Source organism: Duganella sp. Root1480D1, assembly GCF_001427305.1.
In the GTDB taxonomy this organism is placed as follows: domain Bacteria; phylum Pseudomonadota; class Gammaproteobacteria; order Burkholderiales; family Burkholderiaceae_D; genus Rugamonas.
On sequence record NZ_LMFZ01000012.1, the window covers coordinates 254955 to 277787 of the forward strand.

Genomic DNA, 22833 nt, shown 5'->3' on the forward strand with positions numbered 1-22833 from the left:
GGTAATGCCAAGTCCAGCGCATAGAACCAGCATGGTCAACGCCGTGCGGTCTCTGGCTCGGCCAAGCAATGCCCCGGTTAGGAGTTGCCAGCCGTCCAACGCCGGGATACCGAGACCGCGCTCCCAAGCGGCAGTCCATGCCAAAACTGTTATGACAATGGCCAGCACGGTCCGAACAACGCAGCGGTCCACCGCCGCAAGCAGATGACGCAGGAAAGGGTCGTGCGTTCTCATGCGGCCCCCCCTCGCTGTTCGACGCCGCCGGTACGAGCGGCAAGCTGTGCTCGCACTCGGCTCAAGATTTGAGCATCGCGCGCAGCTGCCAGCTCACGCAGCAATAACAGCATTTCGCGTTGCTCGATGCTGCCAGCACTAGCCAAGGCTGGCGAAGGGGTGGATACCTTACCCAAGTGTTGCCGCAGTTCCGATAGCTGGGCGGCCACATCCGACGCCTTGTGCACCGTTGTGACCGTTACGCGGACGTGTTCAGACATCGTGATGCCCTGCGCATCGGCTCTCTGGCGCAGCTCCTTGTACTCGGCCTCGCTTACTCGCACTTTGATGAAACGGCTCCGCTCGCTCATTGCTGCGCCTCCACTGAAAATACGGCCTTGGCACTCAGGCTTTTGGACGGCAGACCACAAATGTGGACCGCCTCGAAATCGGCGGTGGACTGTTGAAAGCCAGCATTGGCGCGGGTTTTCTGCTTTTCGAACGGGCTATCGAAGATTGCAGGGGTGTGTATCGTTCTGTTGTCCTGTTTGGGCAGGCTAAAGTGGCGCATTTTCGCTCTCCAATCGGTTAATGGATGAGCCGTATAGCAACCACCTGTTTATCTGGCCTAAATCGCTTCCAGACCACTGTGCACTCTGCAAACTACTTGCTAAACTACAAATTTCCTCGACACACCGTCGCCGAGACCGAAGTGCCGGTGGCAAGGCGCGAGCAACTCCTCTTGCAAGTCGCGAGTCCCGCCGGGGATGTACAGGCTGTGAGGGACGCGCTGCAGCGCTACGTGGGCACTACAAACTTTAAAGTTGAATAGGCGACTATATGAGCTGGTTGAAAATGCCGTGGTCTATCCGCGGCGTTGTTGCGCGCGACGAGCGTGAGTGGCGTAAAGCGAACGTAGACAGACGACGGCTGGCATTTTCAAGACTTGAGCGAGAGTTGCTATTTGCCGGAGAACACCCGTTCCGGTTTGTTATTTCCCTGCTTGCACTTCAGTTAGTGCTCCTTTGTTTGGCCAGCGTTCTGCCGAGCGACTGGTTCACCCCCCCTTGGGTTAATTGGGAAGCTGCCGAGCAGTTCACCTATTTTTCTACTCTCTGGACTGTCCAGGTGACACTGGTAGCGCTTGTTTATCCTCTTGTCATTGCTTTCGTCGCCGTTTTCCTCCAACGTCGCCCGGCGGCCGAAGTCTTTGTACACCTTTACATGTTGGACTCTGGCGCATTAGCCGCAGGGCTATCGTCTGTCGTCCTGGTCGTCGTGATGAGTATTCAGTATCTGATGCTTACCACGTGGGGACTAGCCGCGCTACCTAGTTGGACGGCATTAGACACGGTGTGGTTTTTGCTGAACGCCGCCTTAACTACATTCTTCCTATATCGTACCGTTGAGTTTTTACTCCCTGAAGTGCAGGCGAGAGTGGTTCAGCGATACATGGTCAGTGTTGCGCTTCCACGCGACGTTAGCCGACTTAACTCCTATCAAGTGCTTGCAGGGTCTCAAGCACGAGGTTGGATACCAATTCCAGACTATGCTGACGAGTCAACCCCGAACAGTCCGACTATGCTTATCGGGCGCTTCGGATTTAGGGATGGGGATGCTCAAGGTACGGTTGGATTGTCGGGACCTCATCGCTTAGTCAATGTGCGCTTGTGGTTGATGCGAGCCGTCGCGACAAGCTGGTACCGCCGGGCCAAGAAAGCTACACAGTCGCAGCCAAATACAGGCCCTTCGGAGCAGAGGCCAGTGCTTACGTTCCCACTGACTCCAGGTACTGTTTCAGAGGGAGAGGTTTGTTTGGCTAGAGTTGCGCATGGGCCCTCGCTCGGGTGGTGGCACCTCTTAATGCTGCGATGGTCGCTCGTATTTCGTCCTCTTGAGAGAGAGCGTTTTGGCATTCGAGTCCAGGCCATTCTCGAAGAACTTGCGTCGGACGCAAGACAGGCAGCATCAATTGGAAACAGCGAATCCTTCGAGCGCAGTTACAACACTCTTGTGAACATGCATGAGCTACTGCTCAATGCTTGTTTGGACCGTGATGATGTGGGTGAGCTAAATAGCTGGGCAATGCTTCCGGACCCGCAAACCTTTGCCGGTCGGCGACTTCACGAAAGCTGGAGCGAAATTTATCGAGGTGTGTTTGAAGCGGCAATCCACAATGTTATCCACGATACGCGTCCTCTGCGGCGTCTGTGTCATCTTCTCCAGCATCTGGACAGCAAACAGCTTCGTAGCTCCCCTGTGAGAATACAAGAGCATCTGCTTCACTTACCTCCACTTATGATGTACCTCTTGGGGAATTGGTGGTCTCAACGTGTTGAAGAACAAGGGGTTCTGGTGCACGACGTCTTTAACGCTGTGCTGTTGCGGCCGCCTTTGAATCGAGTGTATGAAGAGGTACTCTCCAGCTTTGTAAGCGGGTGGGAAAACGGCAGACCAAGTAGGGGACGTATTCGTCAAGAGGATATTCTTCCGGATTGGAGCGCTCTTCCAAATGCGGCGCGACTAAATGCGAAACATATAGATGAAACAGCTCGTATGCTATTGGCGGCAGTTCATCAAGGGGACGTAGCCGCCGCTGAATGGATGGCTGATGTGCTCAATAAGTGGTGGGATACATTTGACTTTGAACACGAGCCCCACCAGCTTTACAACAAAACCGCGTTCATAACTCTCGACCATCTCGAGCTTGATTGGGCAACCTTTACTAGAACGTTCGGTATTGAGCAAGACCAAATTTACGGCACTGAACAGTTAACCCAGACGCTTCAGAAAGGCGCATATCTTGCTGCCTTGCGCAATTATTGGTATGACATTCGACTGCTTGTTCTTGAACTCCTGATTAACTGGATTCAGCACCATCCTGGCGCTCAGGCAGAGTCGTCCTTGGCTGCTGAGGTTCTTGTAGGGTTCCTGACCGGAAGACAATGGCGCGGGGGTGGCCGACTTAGCGGGACACTTAGCAGTTTTTCTGCCATTGCATATTTGACGGCGAAGGCTCGTCAATATGCCGCAACAGGCGAGTGGTCAGCGGGGTATGTAGCGCGGCTCAACAGTTTTGTTGAACATGTTAAAGATATGCGCAGACCTAATATGGTAAGTTCGCGGGTTTACTCTTTTAGCGGAGCGGACGATGTCGAGTCATTGCAAGACGCTCAACTCGCATTTTTTGCGATGTTAACTAGTGGTGCCTGGCGCATTCCAGAGCCCTTTTATCGTCAAATTGACTTGTGGCTTATTGACCAATACCGCAGCGTTGAGATTCTACGGGAGCGTTTCCGAGCCTGGATTGAGCGCCTTGATACTGAACCATCGGTTAGTACGGACACGGTTTCCGACCTAAAAGGCCGCGTTAGACCCGACATGAATATTGTAGATGCTTGGGATGCCGTCAGGGCAGGTTTACGGGCTGTCCTGGACGCTGTCGAGGTGAGAAGAGAGGAGGTACTGGCAGCGCAGCCTATCAGTATGGAACGCTTGCTTGAGATTGCTTCGTTTGCGTCTTCGACCGGGTTTACTGGTGAGGATGGCGGATTTCCACTGCAATTGTTAACAATTAGGACTACCGAAGAGGAACTGCAGCCGTTCACATTGACGATGCGTGAGGTCAGGAGGGGCGAACTGACTGAACTTGAAATGGAGCCACGGGCAATTAATGAATCTGACAGCTATGCCGAGAGTGTGGCACGCCAAGTCAGACTGGTAGTACTTGCAGATATCCTTCATCTATGTACGATTCGAGAAGTGCTGGCGACTACTGCTGAAGCATATTGGCAAGCGCTAAAAGCTGAAGCAGCGAGGATGGTATCCAGGGGAGCTCGCCCCATCCTTCTCCTTGATAATGCAACCCGTCCTGACTGGGTATGGGATTGGCAGCACCCAGATTACGGCGCCGATTACAGCCGTCCGGATGACCTTCAGCTGCAGCGTTTGGAAGGCAACGGGGACGACTATGTGTGTCATTTTAACGAAATAGCAGTCTTCGTCGCACCATTGACTTCTGGGCAATCTATTCTTATGGCCCGAGAAACGTTTGAAGACGTAACGTTCACCGAGTACAGGCCTGGGCAATGTGTACAAGCCCAAGTTGAAGAGCTAGCCGAAAGACGAAATCTCGTAGACCTTCGGCTAACCTTCTCCCGGCGCGTTACCGTGGGCGATGTTGATGCTGTACGTCTGCGGTACCTTGAATAAAGCACGAGTCCCCAGACTCCGCTAGTAGTCTATCGCCGATACAAGAGGGAGTAACCATTCAGTCAACCGAGAACTAAGCGCCAATGAAGTACAAACTTATACGCTCCATGGCTCACAACTGGTCGCACTCCTTCATGAGTGCAATGAATTATGTGGACGGTGCCTTCGTCTACGAGGACGTGCACAGGCTGGCTAGAGAGCGACGTGGCGAGAAGGTCATTATCAACTGGATTCCACCTGGCGGCGAAGAGTCGCACGACCTCCCATTGCGGGTTCAAAAATGTGTGGAGGCTTACCGCGCAGGATTAACGGAGCACCTTCGGCGACATCACGTTGACGCTTCAGCACTCAAGATTTTCCGCACCGAAGTGTACGTCGCTGAAAATTTTCGCATGTACGTTCGAGCTTTCGTCGTCGACGATAGAGAAAAGGAACACGTGGCGTTTGTCTGGAGCTAGCCGGGCAACTTTGGCCATCGGCGGCAGCTAGACCTGCCTGGTACGTGATACCGATGAATGACGCCCCGGCGCCAGCGACATGAACGAAACGGGCATTGCAAGCGGACGGCTTTTGTAACACAATCCGTCACACAGACCCGTGGTGCAACTGCCTTGACGCCCCGCGCACGTAGGTACTTCGCTGTGGCCAGTGGTCCCCCATCAGCCACCCCAAAGAATTTTAAAGCCCAGCCTAGCGCTGGGCTTTTTCATTTCCGGGATGTTGGTAAAATAGAATTAGTTTCAATCTACCAACCAGGAATCGCGTGGACTTCCAGTCATTGAATTGCCCGCAATGTGGCGGCGTGCTTCCGCGCCAGGCCATCTGGCGCACCGTCGCCTGCCCCTATTGCGACGCCACGGTCACCCGCTCCGATTCAGTCGTCGACGTTGCCCGCTTCCACGAGGCGCTGCAGCGCTTTCGGAACGATCCTGCCGGCCAGGATGCCCGCTGCGGGGAACGGCGCTACCGCATCATCCGCCAGTTGTACCAGGGCGCCGATTCGCGCGTCATGCTGGCGCGGCGCTGCGGACGCCTGGGCGAACACGTGGTGCTCAAATACGCCGATGCCGCAAAACTGGAGCGGGAACACGGCGTCCTGCGCCAGCTCCAGGCAGATACATCGTCGGGCTCCGCCTATTTCTCGCAGCGCCTGCCGGAATCGGTCGCACTGGGCCCGGACGGCAACGGCGGCACAGTGCTCGCGTTGCGCCACCCGCCGGGCTATTGGGGCAGCCTGTCCGAAGTGCACCGTCACTACGGCACCGGCCTCGATGCACGCCATGTGGTCTGGATGTGGCGCCGCGTGCTTGAAGTATTGGCGCATGTGCACAGCATCGGCTGGAGCCATGGCGCTGTAAGCCTGGAACATATGCTGGTGCATCCTGCCGACCATGGCGTCTTCCTGGTCGGCTGGTCCCGTGCAAAACGCCATGGCGACCAGGCGCGCGACCTGATGCAGTCTGCATGGAGCATGCGCGCCCTGCTGGCCGGCCAGCGCACTGGCGACGATGCGCCAGCCCTGCCGGCATCGGTGCCGGCGCCACTGGCGGAACTGTTGCAGCGCGCTTCTTCCGATGCGCACTGGCTGAGGGCGCAGGGCGCCGCCGGCTTGCACTACGAAGCCACCAGCGCGGCGGCTGCCGCTTTCGGCCCGCCACGCTTCCTTCACTTCCACCCAACACACTAATCGTATCCAGAGGAGCCAAATGGGCCACGGTAACTACTCCTTCTCAGCGCACGCCGCCCTGGTCGCCGACCGGGCATCCGCATCGCGCAGCCAGGTATTCCAGCAAAATTCCTGCCATCCGCTGATGAACCCCAAGGGCATCAAGATGCGCGAGTCGCGCGACAACGCCGACCATCCGAATTCTCTGGGCATCGTCTTTGCGCTCGACGTCACCGGCTCGATGGGCGATATCCCGGAGCAGTTGGCGACCAAGGAGCTGCCGACCTTCATGCGCCTGTTGACGGCCTGCGGCGTCGCCGACCCGCAAATCCAGTTCATGGCGATCGGCGACGCCACCTGCGACGACGCGCCCTTGCAGGTCGGACAGTTTGAATCGACCGCGGAGCTGATGGACCAGTGGCTGACCTGGAGCTATATCGAAGGCGGCGGCGGCGGTTCGAGCGAAGAAAGCTATGAGCTCGCCTTCTACATGGCAGCCCAGCATACCGACCTCGATTGCTGGGTAAAACGCCGCAAAAAAGGCTACCTGTTTTTGACCGGCGATGAACTGCCCTACCCTGCCATTTCGCGCCACCAGATCGAAACGCTGGTTGGCGACCGCCTGGACGAGGATTTGCCGATCAAAGAAGTGATCGCTGCTGCTTCCGAAACCTTTCACCTGTTCTTCCTGATCCCCGACCTGCACCGCCGCCAGCGTTGCGAAGCGCGTTGGCGCGAGCTCCTGGGCGACCACGTGATCTGCATGGAAGCGCCGCAAGATGCCTGCGCTGTAGCCGCCTCCATCGTTGCGCTGACCGAAGGCGCCTTGCCAAAGCTGGATGCATTGCCAGGCGTACTGTCCGGCGAAGGAATTGATGGCAGCCGCGTTTCCGCCATCGTGCGGTCCCTGCGGCCATATGCCGCCTTGCTGGAAGGCGGCACGGCGCACGAGATTCCGGTGTCGTCGCCCGCCGTGGCGCTGGGCGAGCGTCCTTGGTGGAGGCGTCTGTTTGGTTGAGGGCAGGATCGTATCGGTCATCGGACTGGCCTTCGGTGACTGCGGCAAGGGCTTGTTCACGGACTACCTTTGCCGCGTCAAATCGGCGCACACCGTCATGCGTTTCAACGGCGGCGGCCAGGCGGGGCACAACGTGGTCCTGCCTGATGGCCGACATCACACCTTCTCCCAGTTCGGCGCCGGCACCTTCAATCCCGGCGTCGCGACAGTCCTGTCGGCGCCGGTCGTGGTTCACCCCACGGCCTTGCTGGTCGAAGAAAGCTACCTGCAGCGCGCGGGCGTCAGCGATGCGCTGAATCGCCTGTTCATCGACGCGCGCTGCCTCGTCACCACGCCCTACCACGAAGCAGCGGGCCGCCTGCGCGAACGCGCGCGCGGCGCTGCTGCGCATGGAAGCTGCGGCGTAGGCTTCGGCGAAACCGTGGGCCACGCGCTGGCCCAGCCCGAACAGGCACTGCGCTATGCCGACCTGCTGCATCCTTCGCGCGCGCGCGACAAACTGGACGCCATGCGCCACAGCCTGCGCGCTTCGCTGCCCGGCGATATCGCGGCGCTGAACCCGCAAGACGCAGCGATCCTCGACGATCCCGGTTTTGGTTTGCTATGGCTCGAACATGCGCAACGCCTCGTCGCGAAAGTGCCGCCGTCCGCGTCCGAACAAATCGCCGCGCAGCTGGTGCGCGCCGGCAGCATCGTGATGGAAGGCGCGCAAGGCATGCTGCTCGACGAATGGCACGGCTTCCACCCGCATACGACGTGGAGCAGCACCGGCCCCGCCGCAGCCGAAGCTGCACTGGCGGGCTACGGCCTGTCCGAGCGCATTACGCATCTCGGCGCCACGCGCAGCTACCTTACTCGTCACGGCCAAGGCCCCATGCCGACCGAGGACCAGGCCATGCAAGTCCTGGCAGAACCGCATAACGCCGACAGTGGCTGGCAGGGCCGCTTCCGCCGCGGCCATCCCGACGCCGCGCTGCTGCGCTATGCGCTCGCCGCCGCCGGCCGCATCGACGGCCTGCTGGTCAGCCACCTCGACGCATTCGCAGGCGCAACCAACCTGCGCTGGTCCCACAGCTACAGCGTGCACGGCCGCGAAGTCCGCGAGCTCCCGTCAGCCACCCGCCCGGACCTAACGCACACGGCAGCGCTTTGCGAGCTGCTGAACGCCGCCAGCCCAAATTACGCCACAGCCCCCATCGCCAACGCCGACGCATTCCTGCGCGAACTGCAAGCCATCACCAAGCTGCCAGTCGTCCTCGGCTCACACGGCCCCACTTGGCACGATGTTGTGGCACCTCCCGGATATAGGGCGTGATCCGACCGCATTGCCGCCTATGCTGGCGGCATGGATACCTACCCAGTCATTGAATTCCGCCGCTACACGACTGTAGAAGGCGGGCAGGCAGCGTTTTCACGCTATTTCGAAACCCTGTTCCCGGAAGCCTTCCAGCAACTGGGCGCGCTGGCGCTCGGCCAGTTCACCGAGCGCGGCAATCCGAACAGCTTCCTCTGGATGCGTGGCTTCACCAGTTGGGAGCAGCGCGCCGTGGTCAACGCCGCCTTTTACTATGGCCCGGTATGGAAGGAGCATAAGGCCACGCTGAACGGGCTGATGACCGACAGCGACAACGTGCTGCTGCTGCGCCCTTTGCGGCCCGGCGCAGGCGTGCCGGCCATGCCCGCCGTCGATCCGGTGCTGGAGACGGATGGCGCGCAAGGCGAAGTGGTGGCCATCGTCTGCACCGTCAAGCCCGGCCAGCTGGAACGATTTGCCGAACTGGCAGCGGCTGCCTTCGCCGCATGGAACGACGCCGGCTGGCGCGACGCCGGCACCCTTGTCACGCTCGACATGCCCAACAATTTCCCGCAATTGCCAGTGCGTGGCGACGGCCCGCACCTGGTGTGGCTGGGCAGCGCCGCGCCAGGCAGCCAGCCACCGGCGCTGGAAGTGCTCACTGACGCCGCGCTCGAGCTGTTGCGCGAGCCGCCCGAACGCATCCAGCTGCGCCCGACACATCGTTCGCGCCTCCGATACAACACAAAAATTTAAGCAACATCCGTTGTGCTACGGTATTTGTTTTGGGGATAAAATAAAGACTCAGAAAAACATTGCACCGACGAAAGAAGTCATGTCTGAGTTGAAAGAACTATCCACTTACAGCAAGGACACTCCGGTGGGCCTGCCCACCGTTGGTGGCCGCGCCGCTGTGTTCGTCCCTACCGACCTATTCGACCTGGCGAACTCCAGCACCATCCGCAAAGGGGCCGGCATTGTCGGCTTCGGCAATCCGGATGGTTCGCTGACCGTCTACTTCGAGGCCAATCGCTTCGACGATTCCTCCCTGCACAAGTGGGAAAACAAGGCCCGCAAAGCCTATGACCGCATGGTCGCCGTGGCCCCGACCGTGTCCAAAGCCAAAATGGATGCCAAGTTCCTGGAGCAGGTTGGCTACATCGACGGCGCCGGCATCACCCTGAAGGAACCGGACCGCCTGCACGATTGGCTGAACCTGTCCAATGCCCTGGATACCGCGCCGGAAGCACCGGTTGTGCTGTGGGGTAAAAAATAGCGGACGAGCAATAGTCCTACAAAGGCATCGGCGCCTCTCCGATGCCTTTTTTGTTTGCTCTTGATTAAGATGAGATTACGATCTTAGGCAGGAGCATCCCATGTCCCACCATCCATTTGCCAGCAGCGCTGTGCTGCTCAGCCTGGTGGCCTCTGCAACCTGGCTGCTGTGCTCGGCGGACGTGCTGACGCACATCCCCCTGTTCTTCCACTGATTACCAGCGACGGCCGCCGCGGCCGTGGTAGTGACGGCTGGAGAACAGGAAATCAAAGCCGATTGTCACCGGTGGATAAGCGTACACCGGGGCCGGCGCATAATAGGGCGCAGGCGCCACGTACACCGGCTGAGGCGCCACATACACCGGCTGCTGTTCGACATACACCGGCTCGCTCGAATAGGTCACCGGCGCACCGGAGCGCGCAGCGGTACCGCTCGGCACTGGCGTCACCGACACCGTCCGCCATTCGTATGGATTGCTGGAGGCATAGCGCACCGGCTGTTGGGTGGCGCAACCGGCCAGGCCCAAGGCCAGTACCGGCAAGATCATCAAGGTTTTCATGGCATTCTCCTTCCCAGGATTCAACTATAGGGAAAAATCGGGCGCATGGCGCAGCTTTTACAAATGCTTACCCAGGCAACTCAAATATACGGAATATCGCATTTGTCGACCGGTTTTCCGTCCGCATCAACGCGCTGGGCGCATAGCTGGTAAGTGATCCCATAATCCATGTCGACACGGTACACCTTTCCGTAAGGCAGGGAAACCGTCTCCTGCAGCACGCGCTGGTAGCTCAGGGCCGGCACGTCCGCCGGCACCGCGATCGAGGTATGGAAGTTGCGGCGGCGGTCCTGCTGGCGGCGGTGCACGTCGACATTCAGGCCCAGGTCGAGCGTGACGCCGCCCTGCTCATAGGTGTAGCGCGTGACGTTGCGCGAGGCGAGCAGCACGCCCCAGGCGCACGGCAAGGCGTCCGGGCAATGCTTGAGCTGGGCCAGCGGGAAGATTTCCTCGTTATTGTTTAATTCCTGGAGCTGCCAGACGGTCCGGGTGCCATCCTGCTTGCCGCTGGCCGCGTTCGGCCAGCTCATGGAATTAACGACCACCACATACTGCTTGTTGCGCGCCGGGTCATTCGGGTTACGCCACATGGCGCAACCGGATAGCAAAATGCCGGCTAGTGGAATGAGAAACAGAAATTTCATACGGGCTACCCAGACGTGATACCCGCAGATTAACAAAAAACGGCCCGCGAGGGGCCGTTTTCTTGTACAGGAACAGTGGATCAGTCCAGTTTCCAGGCGTAGTCCACTTTGGTCCAGGTTTCGGCAGGTGCGCCGTCCTTGGTGCCAGGCTTGAACTTGCAGGCGCTCAGCGCCTTCATTGCCGCCTTGTCCAGGTTCTTGAAGCCTGACGACTTGTCCAGCTTGGAATCCTTGACGTCGCCGTTGGCGGCAACCAGGAAGGACATGCTCACGGTGCCCTGCTCTTCATTCATCAGGGACGCTTTTGGATACTCAGCCTTGCAATTCTTGGCATCGAACGACGCTGGTACTTCGGCCGCGAAGGCCGATGCCCCCATTGCGAGCGCTACAGCCATAACACTCAACTTGGTAATCATGATGTTCCCCTACTGAATGAGAAATGAAATGAATTACAGGGACCAGACGTAGTCGACCTTGGTCCAGGTCTGGGCTACAGCGCCGTCCTTGGTGCCTGGCTTGAATTTGCAAGCGCTGATGGCCTTGACTGCAGCCTTGTCCAGGTTTTTGAAGCCGCTGGATTTATCCACTTTGGAATCCATCACTTCGCCGGCAGCCGAGACCAGGAAGGACATGGTGACCTGGCCTTGTTCTTCGTTCAGCAGGGAAGCCTTCGGGTATTCAGCCTTGCAGTTCTTGGCGTCGAATACTGCCGGGGTTTCAGCCGCGAACGCGGAAACGGAAACGATGGATGCTGCGATAAAACCAATCAGACGCTTGTTCATTTCAAATCCCAATTAAATTTATAAAAAACTGCGGGTCTGTCCCCGATTATTAAAATTCTTCCCATTCGTCGCTGCCGGCGGTAGCGGCGACCACTTTCTTAGGTGCCGGTGCTGCGGCCGGCTTGGCAGCAGCCGCGCGTTTCGCTGGTGCCTTCGGTACTACGGCAACAGCGGTCTGGGTGACGGCCGGCTTGGCGGCGGTCAGCGCATATTCGGTTTCGGCGTCCAGCTTGAAGATCGACACCACGCGCGACAGCTCGCCAGCCTGGTCTTGCAGCGACTGCGCAGCGGCAGCAGCTTCTTCAACCAGCGCAGCGTTCTGCTGGGTCATGGCATCCATCTCGATGATGGACTGGTTCACCTGCTCGATGCCGGCACTCTGTTCCTGCGAGGCGCTGGCGATTTCGCTCATGATGTCGGTCACGCGGCGCACGGAAGCAACCACTTCATCCATGGTCACGCCAGCCTGGCCTACCAGTTTCGAACCGCGTTCCACTTTCTCGACGGAGTCGCCGATCAGGGACTTGATCTCCTTTGCAGCGCCAGCCGAACGCTGGGCCAGGTTACGCACTTCGGATGCCACCACGGCGAAGCCGCGGCCCTGTTCACCGGCACGAGCTGCTTCAACTGCGGCGTTCAGTGCCAGGATGTTGGTCTGGAAGGCGATGCCGTCGATCACGCCGATGATGTCGACGATCTTGTTGGCGGAGGCATTGATCGAGCTCATGGTCTCAACTACTTGCGACACGACCTGGCCGCCCTTCAGCGCCACGTCGGAAGCCGATGCGGCGAGCTGGTTGGCTTCGCGGGCATTGTCGGCGTTCTGCTTCACGGTGGAGGTCAGTTCTTCCATGGCGGAAGCGGTCTTCTCCAGGTTCGAAGCCTGCATTTCGGTACGCGACGACAGGTCGATGTTACCGGCGGCGATTTCGCGCGAAGCGGTGCCGATGGTTTCGGTACCCTGGCGAACCTGGCCAACGATGTCCACCAGGCTGTCACGCATTTCCTTGATTTCGACCAGCAGCGAATCCTTGTCGGTGGACGAGGTGTTGATGCTCACCGACAGGTCGCCGTTGGCGATAGCGCCGGCGATCGACGCAGTGTAGTCAGGCTCGCCGCCAAGTTGCTTCAGCAGGCCGCGGGTAATCACCCAGGCTGCGAAGATCGACACCACCATGGCGGCCAGGCCAGCCACGATCATGAACAGGCGCGCGGAGGAGAAGCCGTCGGCAGCTTCCACCTTCATTTCTTCGTTGATCTTGTCTTCCAGCGAAGCCAGTTGGCCCAGCGCTTCCATCCACTTCTTCTGCGCAGGCTTGATTTCTTTCAGGTAGATCTTGGTTGCGGCCAGCGCATCGTTGGCCAGCCACAGTTCGGACGCCTTTTTCACAGCCGGCAGCACCACGGATTCCTGCGCCTTCACTTGGGACAGCAGCGCTTTTTCTTCCGGGGTGGCGTCCTTGGAGTACAGGGTGCTCAACTTGGCGTCGGCATCCTGGTACTCCTTCAGTTCCTTGTTGATGCGCGCCAGTTCCGGCTCCATGTCGGACGGCTCGGACATCAGGGTCAGGATTTTCAGGTCGCTGACGTTTTCGACGTTGTTGCGCATGTCGATCACCAGGCGGGTAGCGACAGCATTCACGCTCACTACGTGATCCAGGCGGTCCTGAATCTGAGCCATGCGCCAGATGCCGACGATGGTGATAATGACGAGAAACGCCAGTACCAGTGCAAAACCGAGACCGAGACGGGCCCCTACTTTCATTTTACTCAAATTCATTTCGGCTCTTATTTAGAAAGATTTTCGATTGCCTGAAGGATGCTTTGACGAAATGTTAACCACATCCACTGACCCTTGCTGCTACGCAAGTATCGACAGTAGCAAACTATGACTGCGAATGCAAAGACCGCTATCGCCGCGGGATGAAACCTGTCGTATTTCATCCCAAAAACACGGTCGGAACCGTAAAGTGCAAGCGTGAATCAGGGAAATTATAGATCCGAGGTTTCCACACGGCAAGCAAATTTTGCTTAAAGTGTGGGCAATTGAACTTTCTACGGAGAAATAGCTCAGCAGCAGCGCAGATCAGAAGTGAATGCGCAGGACTACCTGCGTTTACTTGGTTCGGCTGTAAGCCTCGAGCAAGATGCGTGGATCGCCGGCAGCCAGTTTTTTGGCGTCGGACAGGGTCTGGCGGAACTGGCGCGCGCCCTTCAAGCCTTGTGCCAGGCCTAGCATATGACGGGTGATGGTGTTGATTTTCAAGCCCTTGCCGCCCTCTTTCGCCAGCTGCTCTTCGATGTAAGGCATCATCGCCTCCAGCACCTGCTCGCGGCTGCGCGGCTCTCCGGGCGCGCCATAGTAGCGCTGATCGAAGGCGGCCATTAGGTAAGGGTTGTGGTAAGCCTCGCGGCCCAGCATGACGCCGTCCACATGCTGCAGGTGGGTGTCGATCTCTTCCAGGGTCTTGATGCCGCCGTTGATCAGGATCTCGAACTGCGGGAAGTCCTTTTTCAGCTGGTAGGCGTACTCGTACTTCAGCGGCGGGACTTCACGGTTCTCCTTCGGCGACAGGCCCTTCAGGATAGCGTTACGGGCATGCACCACGAAGGTGGTGCAACCGGCTTCGGCCACGGTGCCGACGAAATCGCGCACGAAATCGTAGCTTTCCTCATGGTCGATGCCGATACGGTGCTTGACAGTGACTTCGATCTCGACCGCATCCTTCATCGCCTTCACGCAATCGCGCACCAGCTCCGGCTCGTTCATCAGGCAGGCGCCGAAAGCGCCCTTCTGCACCCGCGGCGACGGGCAACCGCAATTCAGGTTGATCTCATCATAGCCCCACTTCTCGCCCAGTTTGGCGGAAATGGCAAGATCCTTCGGATCGGAGCCGCCAAGCTGCAGCGCCACCGGATGTTCCTCGTCGTTGAAGCGCAAGTGGCGCTCCACATCGCCGTACACCAGCGCACCCGTGGTCACCATCTCCGTGTACAGCCAGGTGTACTGCGAGATCAGGCGATGGAAATGGCGGCAATGGCGGTCGGTCCAATCCATCATCGGCGCCACGGACAGGCGGCGGGAAGGCTTGGGGACGATCGAGGTGGTCATAATGCAAAGGTCAACAAAAGGGGCTGCACATTATACAGGCACCCGCCAATCCGTGGGCTGAGCCCGTGTCACACCTTGGGGTCACACCCCAAGTGTGACACGGCCTCTACCGTTATACGGTTGGGCCCGTGTCACCATTGGGGTGTGACCCCATGGTGTGACACGAGGTCAGCCGTTGAACAGTTCTTCGACGCGGGACAGGCGGCGGGCCGCTTCCCCTGTCAGGGTGCCGGAGGCGGTCATGATCTGGCGGATGCCTTCCAGTGCGCGCTTGCGGTCGGCATCGCCCAAGAGCTTGGGCAGCGCAGCCATGGCGCGCTCTTCATCCAGTTGCAGGATCATGTTCTGCTCCTGCACCACTTCCTTGAAACGCGCCAGCGATACGCGCTCCTTGGCCGGCAGCAGCGCGCGCAATTCGCGCAGGACGCCAAATGCACGCTCGTCGGCCACGCGCACTTCCGGGCTGCGGGCGATATACAGGATCGAGCGCACCACCGCCTCGCGCTCGCCGCCACTGGCCAGCCGCTTGGCCGCTTCGGTGCGGCGCGCCGCCACCACCGATTCGCGCGCTATATCGCGCCCGATGCGCCGGCGGATATTGGCTGAATCTGCGCGCAGGCCGACCAGTGTTTGCAACAAGGGCTGCCCATAGGCCGACAGGAAGAACTGCTCCACTGCCTGGTCACGCATCACCTGGTATTGGTCCAGCGCAGCCACAATCTGCTCCGATGCCGCCTCCTGCATCTTCAGGAAGAAGTTATCCGTCGCAACCGGCTTGCGCTGCCCGCGCACCTGCTCGGCCAACGCGCTGATCCCATTCAGGAAGGGATTCATGTCTGAGAACAGTTCATAGCGCATGCGGTAGGGATGCATGCGCCGCATCCACTCCGCCGATTGCTCATTGGTGGCGGCCTGCACGAACGGGCTGACGAAGGTGCGATACAGCCCCTGGTTGATCTCCGACAGCCGCGCCACCGTGGCGAAGCGGCGCTCATCCTCATCGTCATTGCCGCCAAGGGCGCGCAGTTCGTTCAGGTCGCGCCGTTCGAAGCGCACCACGTAATTCCCGTCCGCCAGCTCGGGGCTGTGCACGCCCTCGCCTGCCTTGTCGATAAACACGGCTTCATACAGGCCAGGCGGCAGCACGTCGATCAGGTCCATCGAGCGGGTGAATTCGTCATGCTCCTTGTTGGCGACCGAGGCCGATACGAAGATGCCCAGGTGCCCGATCGATTCATGCAGCGTGTACACCACCGTTTGCCCGCCTGCCACCAGCGCCGCATCGTCCTCGTACAAGTCCAGCAGCCAGCCCAGCGCCTGCTGCGGCGGCGTGATGTCGTCGCCCCAGGAGCAGAACACCACGATCGGCGAGCGGATATTGCGCAAGTCGATGCGGCGCCCGGCCGTGTCGTGGATGGTGCCGTTGCTCAGGCGATTGCCGACAAACAGGTTGTCGGTGATGAACTGGATTTCCTCGGCGTTCAGCAGCACCGGATTACCCCACCAGCGCTCGAATTCGAGGAAGCGCTTTTCCTCGGTGTCGACGTTGGCATATACGTGGTAGCCCTTCTTCCAATAGGTGTTGGAAGGATTCATGTTCTCGAAGTTGCTGACCAGGTGGGCGCCGTCGAACTTGCCGTTGCCAAGGTCGCCCACCAGGGACGTCATCCATGTGCCGCCAGTCAGGCCGCCCAGGTAGCGCAAGGGATTCTTGCCGCGCACGCCGGCCCAATACGACAGCGGCGCTCCGGCCAGCACCAGCGGGCCTGCCAGCTCCGGGTGCAGCGCGGCCGTCATCATGATCTGCCAGCCCGCCTGGCAATTGCCGATCAGCGCCGGCTTGCCTTCCGCCTGCGGGTGCAGGTAAGCCACCTGCTCGATGAACTGCGCTTCCGCATGGCAGACATCTTCAATCGTCTGGCCTGGCACTGGCGCCGGCAGGAAGCCGATGAAGTAGCAGGGATTGCCGGCTTTCAGGACCACGCCGATTTCGCTGTCCTGCTTCATGCCGCCAATCCCCGGGCCATGGCCGGCGCGCGGGTCAACCACGATAAAAGGACGCTTGGTGTCGTCGATCACCACGCCCTCGGGCGGGATAATGCGCATCAGTGAATAATTCACCGGCCGCGAAAGCGTGCGGCCATCAATCACGGTCTCGAATTCGAAATTGAGCACATGGGGCGCGGTTTCGCGCTCACGCGCATTGCGCTCGGTGCCGCGGCGATACAGGACGTCCATGAACAGGATCGAGCGCTGCCAGGCGTCAGTCCAATATTCCACGGCCTGTGCGGCCAGGTTGCTAGGTTCGGCCATGCGGGTTCTCCTCGTCGATTCCGGCTTGGGACATACAGGTTACCACGCCCATGTGACCGGTGTGAGTCACTCCAGCGGCGTCAATTCCACATGGCGCAATTCGTAAGGCGTGCCTTCCAGCTGGAAGCCGATCCGCCCTTCACGCGGCGTTGCGCCGGTCACCCGGTTTTGCGGGACGCCGTTCACCATCACCTCGATCACGCCATCGCGCGACACGATATCCGCACTATTCCACTCGCCCGCCGGCCGCTCGGAACTGGCCGCCATGCGCGCCTTCACGGCAGGCTTGTCGCCGGTCAACGGCTCGGCAAACTTCGCTCCCGCCATCGGCAGCAAGTCACCCGCGTTGCCGGACTTGGTCTGCACCTGCACACTCAAAGGCCAGACACGGTCCATCGGCCCGTCGCTGATATTCAGCAGCACGCCCGCATTTCCCACCTTGGCCGGCCAGCGCCACTCCACATGCAAGCGGTAGTTGCGGTAACTGGCAGTCGTGGCAAAAAAGCCCGAGGGCGAGCCGCTCACCGCTACCACACCGCCGGCATGCACGCCGATAGCGCTAGCAAGGTCCGCCGCAGGTTCCGTGCGCAGCTCCCAGCCACGCAAGTCGCTGAACATGTCGCCCGCCGCTGCACTGCCGGTTGCCGCGAACCATGCCGCGGTGAAGAGGATTTGCTTGATCATCTGGTCTCCGAACAAAAAAAAACCCGCCTCACGGCGGGTTCTTCATGCATTACGCGTTTTCTTTGTTGGCACGCTTGCGCTCGTGCTCTTTCAGGTAGCGCTTACGCAGGCGAATCGATTTCGGCGTGACTTCCACCAGCTCGTCGTCATCGATGAATTCCACTGCGTATTCCAGCGACATCTGGATTGGCGGCACCAGGCGCACTGCTTCGTCGGTACCGGACGAACGCACGTTGGTCAGCTGCTTGCCCTTGATCGGGTTGACCACCAGGTCGTTGTCGCGCGAGTGGATGCCGATGATCATGCCTTCGTACACTGGGTCGTTGTGGACCACGAACATGCGGCCGCGATCCTGCAGCTTCCAGATCGCGTAGGCCACGGCCGCGCCGTCGTCCTGCGAGATCAGCACGCCGTTGCGACGGCCACCCAGTTCGCCTTTCGAGCTGTCAACCGGAGCGTAGGCGTCGAACACGTGCGACATCAGGCCGGTACCACGGGTCAGGGTCATGAATTCGCCCTGGAAGCCGATCAGGCCACGCGCAGGAATGCGGTACTCCAGGCGCACACGGCCCTTGCCGTCCGATTCCATGTTCTGCAGGTCGCCACGACGACGGCCCAGTTCTTCCATCACGCCACCCTGGTTGGCTTCTTCCACGTCAACCGACAGGTTTTCATACGGCTCATGGCGCACGCCATCCACCATCTTGAACACTACGCGCGGACGCGACACAGCCATCTCGAAGCCTTCGCGGCGCATGTTTTCGATCAGGATGGTCAGGTGCAGTTCGCCGCGGCCCGATACTTCGAAGACGGTATCGTCGTCGGTCGGTGCAACGCGCAGTGCAACGTTGGCCTTCAGTTCTTTGTCCAGGCGGTCGCGCAGCTGGCGCGAGGTTACGAATTTACCTTCGCGGCCGGCCAGTGGCGAGTTGTTGACCATGAAGTTCATGGTCAGGGTAGGTTCGTCGACGGTCAGCATTGGCAGCGCGTCCGGGGTATCCGGTGCGCACACGGTGGAGCCGATGCCGATTTCTTCGATACCGTTGATCAGGATAATGTCGCCTGCAACCGCTTCGTCCACCAGCACGCGCTCCAGGCCCTTGAAGTTCAGCACCTGGTTGATGCGGCCCTTGATCGGGGTCGAATCAGGACCGTTCAGGACCACTACGTCCTGGCCGGTCTTCACGCGGCCACGGGACACGCGGCCGATACCGATCTTGCCGACGTAGGACGAGTAGTCCAGCGAGGTGATTTGCATCTGCAGCGGGCCGTCCGGATTGTCGTCGCGCACCGGCACGTACTTCAGGATGGCTTCAAACAGCGGCTTCATGTCGCCATCGCGCACGGATTCGTCCAGGCCGGCGTAGCCGTTCAGGCCCGAGGCGTACACGATCGGGAAGTCCAGCTGTTCATCGGTTGCGCCCAGCTTGTCGAACAGCTCGAAAGTCTGGTTGATCGCCCAGTCAGCGCGGGCGCCCGGACGGTCGATCTTGTTCACCACCACGATCGGCTTCAGGCCCAGGGCCAGTGCCTTGCGGGTCACGAAGCGCGTCTGCGGCATCGGGCCTTCCTGCGCATCGATCAGCAGCAGCACGGAGTCGACCATCGACAGCACGCGCTCCACTTCGCCGCCGAAGTCGGCGTGGCCAGGGGTGTCGACGATGTTGATGTGGGTGCCTTCATACTCAACGGCGCAGTTCTTCGACAGAATGGTAATGCCGCGTTCTTTCTCCAGGTCGTTGGAGTCCATGACGCGGGTATCAACCTGCTGGTTCTCACGGAAGGTACCGGACTGCCTCAGCAGCTGGTCCACCAGGGTGGTCTTGCCATGGTCAACGTGGGCGATGATGGCGATGTTGCGAATTGCGCGTTTAGTATTAGACATGATTTGTGTGTGGACAGGAATTCTGCAAGTGCGGGAGCACTGAACCCACTAGTATAGCATGCTGCGCCGCAAGCTAGAAGCTCCCCATCTTTGATTTCCGTAGGGTATTATTAGAAAATAAGCAATCACGCTTATTTGAGCCCTATGAACTGCCTGGAGAGCACTACATGAAATTGCGTTTGACGAACACCGTTTTGACGGCTGCCCTGTCCCTGCTGGTGGCTGGCGCCGCCGCTGCCGCACCGGTCGGCGTGCAGATCCTGAGCGCCACGGTCAAGGACAAGAAAATCGACGGCGCCACCGTCACGCTGCAAAAGAACGGCGAACAATCGGTCAGCGCGAACACTGACGCACAAGGCCAGGTCAAGCTGTCGCCTACTTTCGCCGACGATGCCGCAACGCTGATGATCGTCAAAAAGCCAGGTTACTCCAACCTGGTGGTCAAATGCCCATGCAACGGTTCGACCTACGCCATCAGCCCGGTCATGAATAACCTGGATGGCATGCGTATCGTGTTGAACTGGGGCGCCAACCCGGCCGACCTGGATTCCCACGTCGTCTACCCGGACAACCATGTCTACTTCATGCAGATGCGCGGCGCCGATGCCAAGCTGGATGTGGACGACACCAATGGTTTCGGCCCAGAGACCATCACCATCGACCGCAAGCACGTCGGCCAGCGTTATGTCTATGCGGTGCACGATTTCACCGACGGCTCCAACCCGAACACCCGTAACCTGGCCAATAGCGGCGCCAAGGTCTTCGTCTACGTCGGCCAGACCCTGATCCGCACCTACTATGTGCCGACCACCGGCAGCGGCAACCTGTGGACCGTGTTCGCCGTCACCGAAGATGGCGAGTTCCAGGACTTCAACACCCTGAAAGGCGTGACCAGCCATGACCGCCTGCAAACCTCCGAGTTTGCGGGCGTCGGCCGTGCAGCCGACCTGCAAGCCGTCAATTACAGCGCGAGCAGCCAGGATAGCGCCAAGCGCCTGAACAGCCAGGGCGAAGCTGCCTACCACGCCGGCAACCTGGATGAAGCGATCCGCCTGTACCAGGAAGCGATTGAATTGAACGGCAACTACGGCCAGGCATACAGCAACCTGGGCCTGGCGTTCCAGAAGGCCAACCGTACTGCGGAAGCAATGTGGGCCAACCGCAAGGCCATCGCACTGGCCAGCGGATCGACCGCCGCCACTGTGCGCGCCAGCTCGCACTACAACAACGGCAAGATCTACGAAGCGGCTTCGCAGTGGGATGACGCACTGCGCGAGTATCGCGCCGCGCAGGCCGAGAAGAGCAACCCGACCTACGACAAGGCCATCGCGCGCATGCAGCAGAACGGGGCCAAATAATGCGCTGGCCAGCGCTGCCCTCGCTGTGCATGGCCGCCGCGCTGGCTGCGGTTGCCATGCCCGCCTCCGCCGTTGGCCCGGCGGCGGTGGCCAAGGCCGACCGCCGCCTGTGGACGGAGACCCTGAATAGCCGCAATGGCTTCGACAAGGCTTCGCGTGCGTCGATCCTGACCTATGCTTCGGCACTGCAGGAAATGCACAAGATGGCCGATGCGGACATGATGGTCTCGTTCAAGATCAAGAGCCTGAACCGCGCTTCGGTCGACAAATGGCTGAAGTCTGAAATGGCGCTGTCGCTGGCCAACTACCAGCGTGCGGCGCGTGACTGCGCTGGCGGCGATTGGACTTGCGTGGCGCCCGTCGACAATGTGGACGCCCTGCTGCGCCAGGCCGATAGCTGGCAGAAGTCGGTACCGGCCGGGCAGCAGGCGTGGCACGCCAACCTGTCCGCCTTCACCCGCGCCTACCTCGCCGAGCAATTACGCCTGGCGGCGCTGTTCCCCAAGATCAGCAGCGAGATCGACCGCTTCGGCCCGCACGAATGGAATGGCGACACGCTGGAAGATCGCCAGTTCCTGCTGACCTTCGACGACGGGCCTTCGCCAGGCGCGAATACCGATGACACACTGGCCATGCTGGCGAACGCCAAAAAGACCGGTGTGTTCTTCATGCTGGGCGAGAATCTGCAGAACCGCGTCAACAAGGCCGGTGCTGCCAAGGTCGCGGCTTCGTACAAAAACCAGTGCATGGCTTCGCACGGCTGGCAGCACCAGTCGCACGCCAAATGGGAACAGTGGCAGGATTCGATCACCCGCACCCACGGGCTGTTGAATTCGACGTTCGCCAAAGGCGACGTGCTGCCCTACTTCCGCCCGCCGTATGGCCAGCGGCCGGCAGATAGTGCATCGTTCTTCCAGCAGCAAGGCCTGCAGGTCGCGCTGTGGAACCTGGACTCGCAGGACTGGAGCAGCCAGGTCACCGCGGACGACGTCAGCAACCGCATGATCGCGCTGATGCTGATCAAGCGGCACGGCGTGCTGTTGTTCCATGATGTGCATGGCAAGGCGAAGTCGGCGCTGCCCGTCATCTTCGACGAACTGGGCAACGCAGTAAGCTGGCGTGACTGCCAGCAGCCAATAAGCAAGTCCTGAGGTACCGGGGCGGCACCAGCTGCCTTGGGTCTTCGATCCGGCTCGGGCTGGATTCGCGCCTGCCCGCACTGGTTTCGTCGCAAAGTGGTCGCCGCGCAGCTGATGCAGGCGCAAAGTGTGTCCATCGAAACCCACTTTGCGAGGAACTCAATATGCTGCAACAAATCGTCAGCCACACTCCGGCCTACGTCTGGGTCATCCTGGGCGTCCTGGTGTATCGCGGCGTGGCCGCCTCGCGTGACCGCAGCCTGACCGTGCGTTCGGTCTTCATCCTGCCGGTGGTTATGCTGGTCCTGGGCCTGCAAAGTACGGCCAACGGCTTTGGCCTCGAATCGCCGGCGGGAGCCGCGTGGCTGACCGGCTTGGCCGTCGGCGTGGCGATGATGTGGCAGCGCGCCGGTACAACCTTCGTGCTTGACCGGGCTGCCGGCAAGGTCCAGCTGCGCGGCAGCTGGCTGCCAATGGCGCTGATGATGACGATTTTCGTTGGGAAGTTTGCGATGGCCGTGGCATTGGCTACGCAACCTGGGCTGCGCGCCAGCCTGGCCTTTGCGCTGCCTGCCGGCGCCTTGTTCGGTGCACTCTCCGGCGTCTTCATGGCCCGCCCATTGCGCGTAGCAGCGGCACTGCGCGCCACACCCGCCGGCGCCAGGGCGCCGGTGTAAG

The 22833-nt window shown here is 60.0% G+C and carries 21 protein-coding genes; 10 read left to right on the forward strand and 11 right to left on the reverse strand.

What is annotated here, in order from left to right:
• Nucleotides 1-230: 230 nt before the first annotated feature.
• On the reverse strand, nucleotides 231-584 hold the full coding sequence (locus ASD58_RS13610) for a hypothetical protein (RefSeq protein WP_057261699.1): 354 nt from the start codon (nucleotides 582-584) through the stop codon (nucleotides 231-233).
• Nucleotides 581-784, reverse strand: coding sequence for a hypothetical protein (locus tag ASD58_RS13615; RefSeq protein ID WP_057261700.1), 204 nt, complete (start codon nucleotides 782-784; stop codon nucleotides 581-583). The genes ASD58_RS13610 and ASD58_RS13615 overlap by 4 nt, the downstream gene beginning before the upstream one ends.
• Nucleotides 785-1053: 269 nt before the next feature.
• On the opposite strand from ASD58_RS13615, the gene ASD58_RS31235 reads away from it, so the two are divergent.
• The 7 genes from ASD58_RS31235 to ASD58_RS13655 all read left to right on the forward strand — a co-directional run bounded on the left by ASD58_RS31235 (nucleotide 1054) and on the right by ASD58_RS13655 (nucleotide 9679).
• Nucleotides 1054-4425, forward strand: coding sequence for a hypothetical protein (locus ASD58_RS31235; RefSeq protein WP_156401276.1), 3372 nt, complete (start codon nucleotides 1054-1056; stop codon nucleotides 4423-4425).
• 83 nt (nucleotides 4426-4508) lie between these two features.
• Complete coding sequence (locus ASD58_RS13630) at nucleotides 4509-4883, forward strand: hypothetical protein (protein WP_057261703.1); 375 nt, start codon at nucleotides 4509-4511, stop codon at nucleotides 4881-4883.
• A 305-nt stretch (nucleotides 4884-5188) separates the two neighbouring features.
• The gene (locus ASD58_RS13635; protein ID WP_057261704.1) at nucleotides 5189-6112 is read left to right on the forward strand and encodes a hypothetical protein; all 924 of its coding nucleotides are present in this window, start codon (nucleotides 5189-5191) and stop codon (nucleotides 6110-6112) included.
• 19 nt (nucleotides 6113-6131) lie between these two features.
• Nucleotides 6132-7109, forward strand: coding sequence for a hypothetical protein (locus ASD58_RS13640; RefSeq protein WP_057261705.1), 978 nt, complete (start codon nucleotides 6132-6134; stop codon nucleotides 7107-7109).
• Entirely contained in the window at nucleotides 7102-8424 is a 1323-nt protein-coding gene (locus ASD58_RS13645) for an adenylosuccinate synthetase (RefSeq protein ID WP_057261706.1), read from the forward strand. Before ASD58_RS13640 ends, ASD58_RS13645 begins: the two co-directional genes overlap by 8 nt.
• Before the next feature lie 30 nt (nucleotides 8425-8454).
• Nucleotides 8455-9159, forward strand: coding sequence for an NIPSNAP family protein (locus ASD58_RS13650; protein ID WP_057261707.1), 705 nt, complete (start codon nucleotides 8455-8457; stop codon nucleotides 9157-9159).
• Between the two features lie 79 nt (nucleotides 9160-9238).
• On the forward strand, nucleotides 9239-9679 hold the full coding sequence (locus tag ASD58_RS13655) for a hypothetical protein (RefSeq protein WP_057261708.1): 441 nt from the start codon (nucleotides 9239-9241) through the stop codon (nucleotides 9677-9679).
• A 214-nt stretch (nucleotides 9680-9893) separates the two neighbouring features.
• On the opposite strand, the gene ASD58_RS13660 is transcribed toward ASD58_RS13655, so the two are convergent.
• The 9 genes from ASD58_RS13660 to typA form a co-directional block, all read right to left on the reverse strand.
• The gene (locus ASD58_RS13660) at nucleotides 9894-10238 is read right to left on the reverse strand and encodes a hypothetical protein (RefSeq protein ID WP_057261709.1); all 345 of its coding nucleotides are present in this window, start codon (nucleotides 10236-10238) and stop codon (nucleotides 9894-9896) included.
• An 80-nt stretch (nucleotides 10239-10318) separates the two neighbouring features.
• The gene (locus ASD58_RS13665; protein ID WP_156401277.1) at nucleotides 10319-10882 is read right to left on the reverse strand and encodes a hypothetical protein; all 564 of its coding nucleotides are present in this window, start codon (nucleotides 10880-10882) and stop codon (nucleotides 10319-10321) included.
• Nucleotides 10883-10962: 80 nt separating this feature from the next.
• The gene (locus ASD58_RS13670; RefSeq protein ID WP_057261711.1) at nucleotides 10963-11298 is read right to left on the reverse strand and encodes an energy transducer TonB; all 336 of its coding nucleotides are present in this window, start codon (nucleotides 11296-11298) and stop codon (nucleotides 10963-10965) included.
• Nucleotides 11299-11331: 33 nt separating this feature from the next.
• Nucleotides 11332-11664 carry an energy transducer TonB gene (locus tag ASD58_RS13675; protein ID WP_057261712.1) on the reverse strand — a complete coding sequence of 111 codons (333 nt, stop codon included), beginning with the start codon at nucleotides 11662-11664 and terminating at the stop codon, nucleotides 11332-11334.
• A 49-nt stretch (nucleotides 11665-11713) separates the two neighbouring features.
• Complete coding sequence (locus ASD58_RS13680; RefSeq protein ID WP_200951605.1) at nucleotides 11714-13444, reverse strand: methyl-accepting chemotaxis protein; 1731 nt, start codon at nucleotides 13442-13444, stop codon at nucleotides 11714-11716.
• 336 nt (nucleotides 13445-13780) lie between these two features.
• Nucleotides 13781-14776: a tRNA dihydrouridine(20/20a) synthase DusA gene (gene dusA / locus ASD58_RS13685; RefSeq protein WP_057261714.1), complete on the reverse strand. Its 996-nt coding sequence runs from the start codon at nucleotides 14774-14776 to the stop codon at nucleotides 13781-13783.
• Nucleotides 14777-14944: 168 nt separating this feature from the next.
• Entirely contained in the window at nucleotides 14945-17089 is a 2145-nt protein-coding gene (locus tag ASD58_RS13690) for a DUF3141 domain-containing protein (RefSeq protein WP_057261715.1), read from the reverse strand.
• Nucleotides 17090-17155: 66 nt separating this feature from the next.
• Entirely contained in the window at nucleotides 17156-17773 is a 618-nt protein-coding gene (locus ASD58_RS13695; protein ID WP_057261716.1) for a DUF1080 domain-containing protein, read from the reverse strand.
• Between the two features lie 49 nt (nucleotides 17774-17822).
• The gene (gene typA, locus ASD58_RS13700) at nucleotides 17823-19658 is read right to left on the reverse strand and encodes a translational GTPase TypA (RefSeq protein WP_057261717.1); all 1836 of its coding nucleotides are present in this window, start codon (nucleotides 19656-19658) and stop codon (nucleotides 17823-17825) included.
• 167 nt (nucleotides 19659-19825) lie between these two features.
• Here typA and ASD58_RS13705 point away from each other — a divergent pair, with 167 nt between their 5' ends.
• The 3 genes from ASD58_RS13705 (at nucleotide 19826) to ASD58_RS13715 (ending at nucleotide 22832) form a co-directional block, all read left to right on the forward strand.
• A complete protein-coding gene (locus tag ASD58_RS13705; RefSeq protein ID WP_057261718.1) occupies nucleotides 19826-21016 on the forward strand; it encodes a tetratricopeptide repeat protein in 1191 nt (396 codons plus the stop codon).
• Complete coding sequence (locus tag ASD58_RS13710) at nucleotides 21016-22167, forward strand: polysaccharide deacetylase family protein (protein WP_057261719.1); 1152 nt, start codon at nucleotides 21016-21018, stop codon at nucleotides 22165-22167. The genes ASD58_RS13705 and ASD58_RS13710 overlap by 1 nt, the downstream gene beginning before the upstream one ends.
• Before the next feature lie 152 nt (nucleotides 22168-22319).
• Nucleotides 22320-22832 carry a DUF6622 family protein gene (locus ASD58_RS13715; protein ID WP_057261720.1) on the forward strand — a complete coding sequence of 171 codons (513 nt, stop codon included), beginning with the start codon at nucleotides 22320-22322 and terminating at the stop codon, nucleotides 22830-22832.
• Nucleotide 22833: the final 1 nt, after the last annotated feature.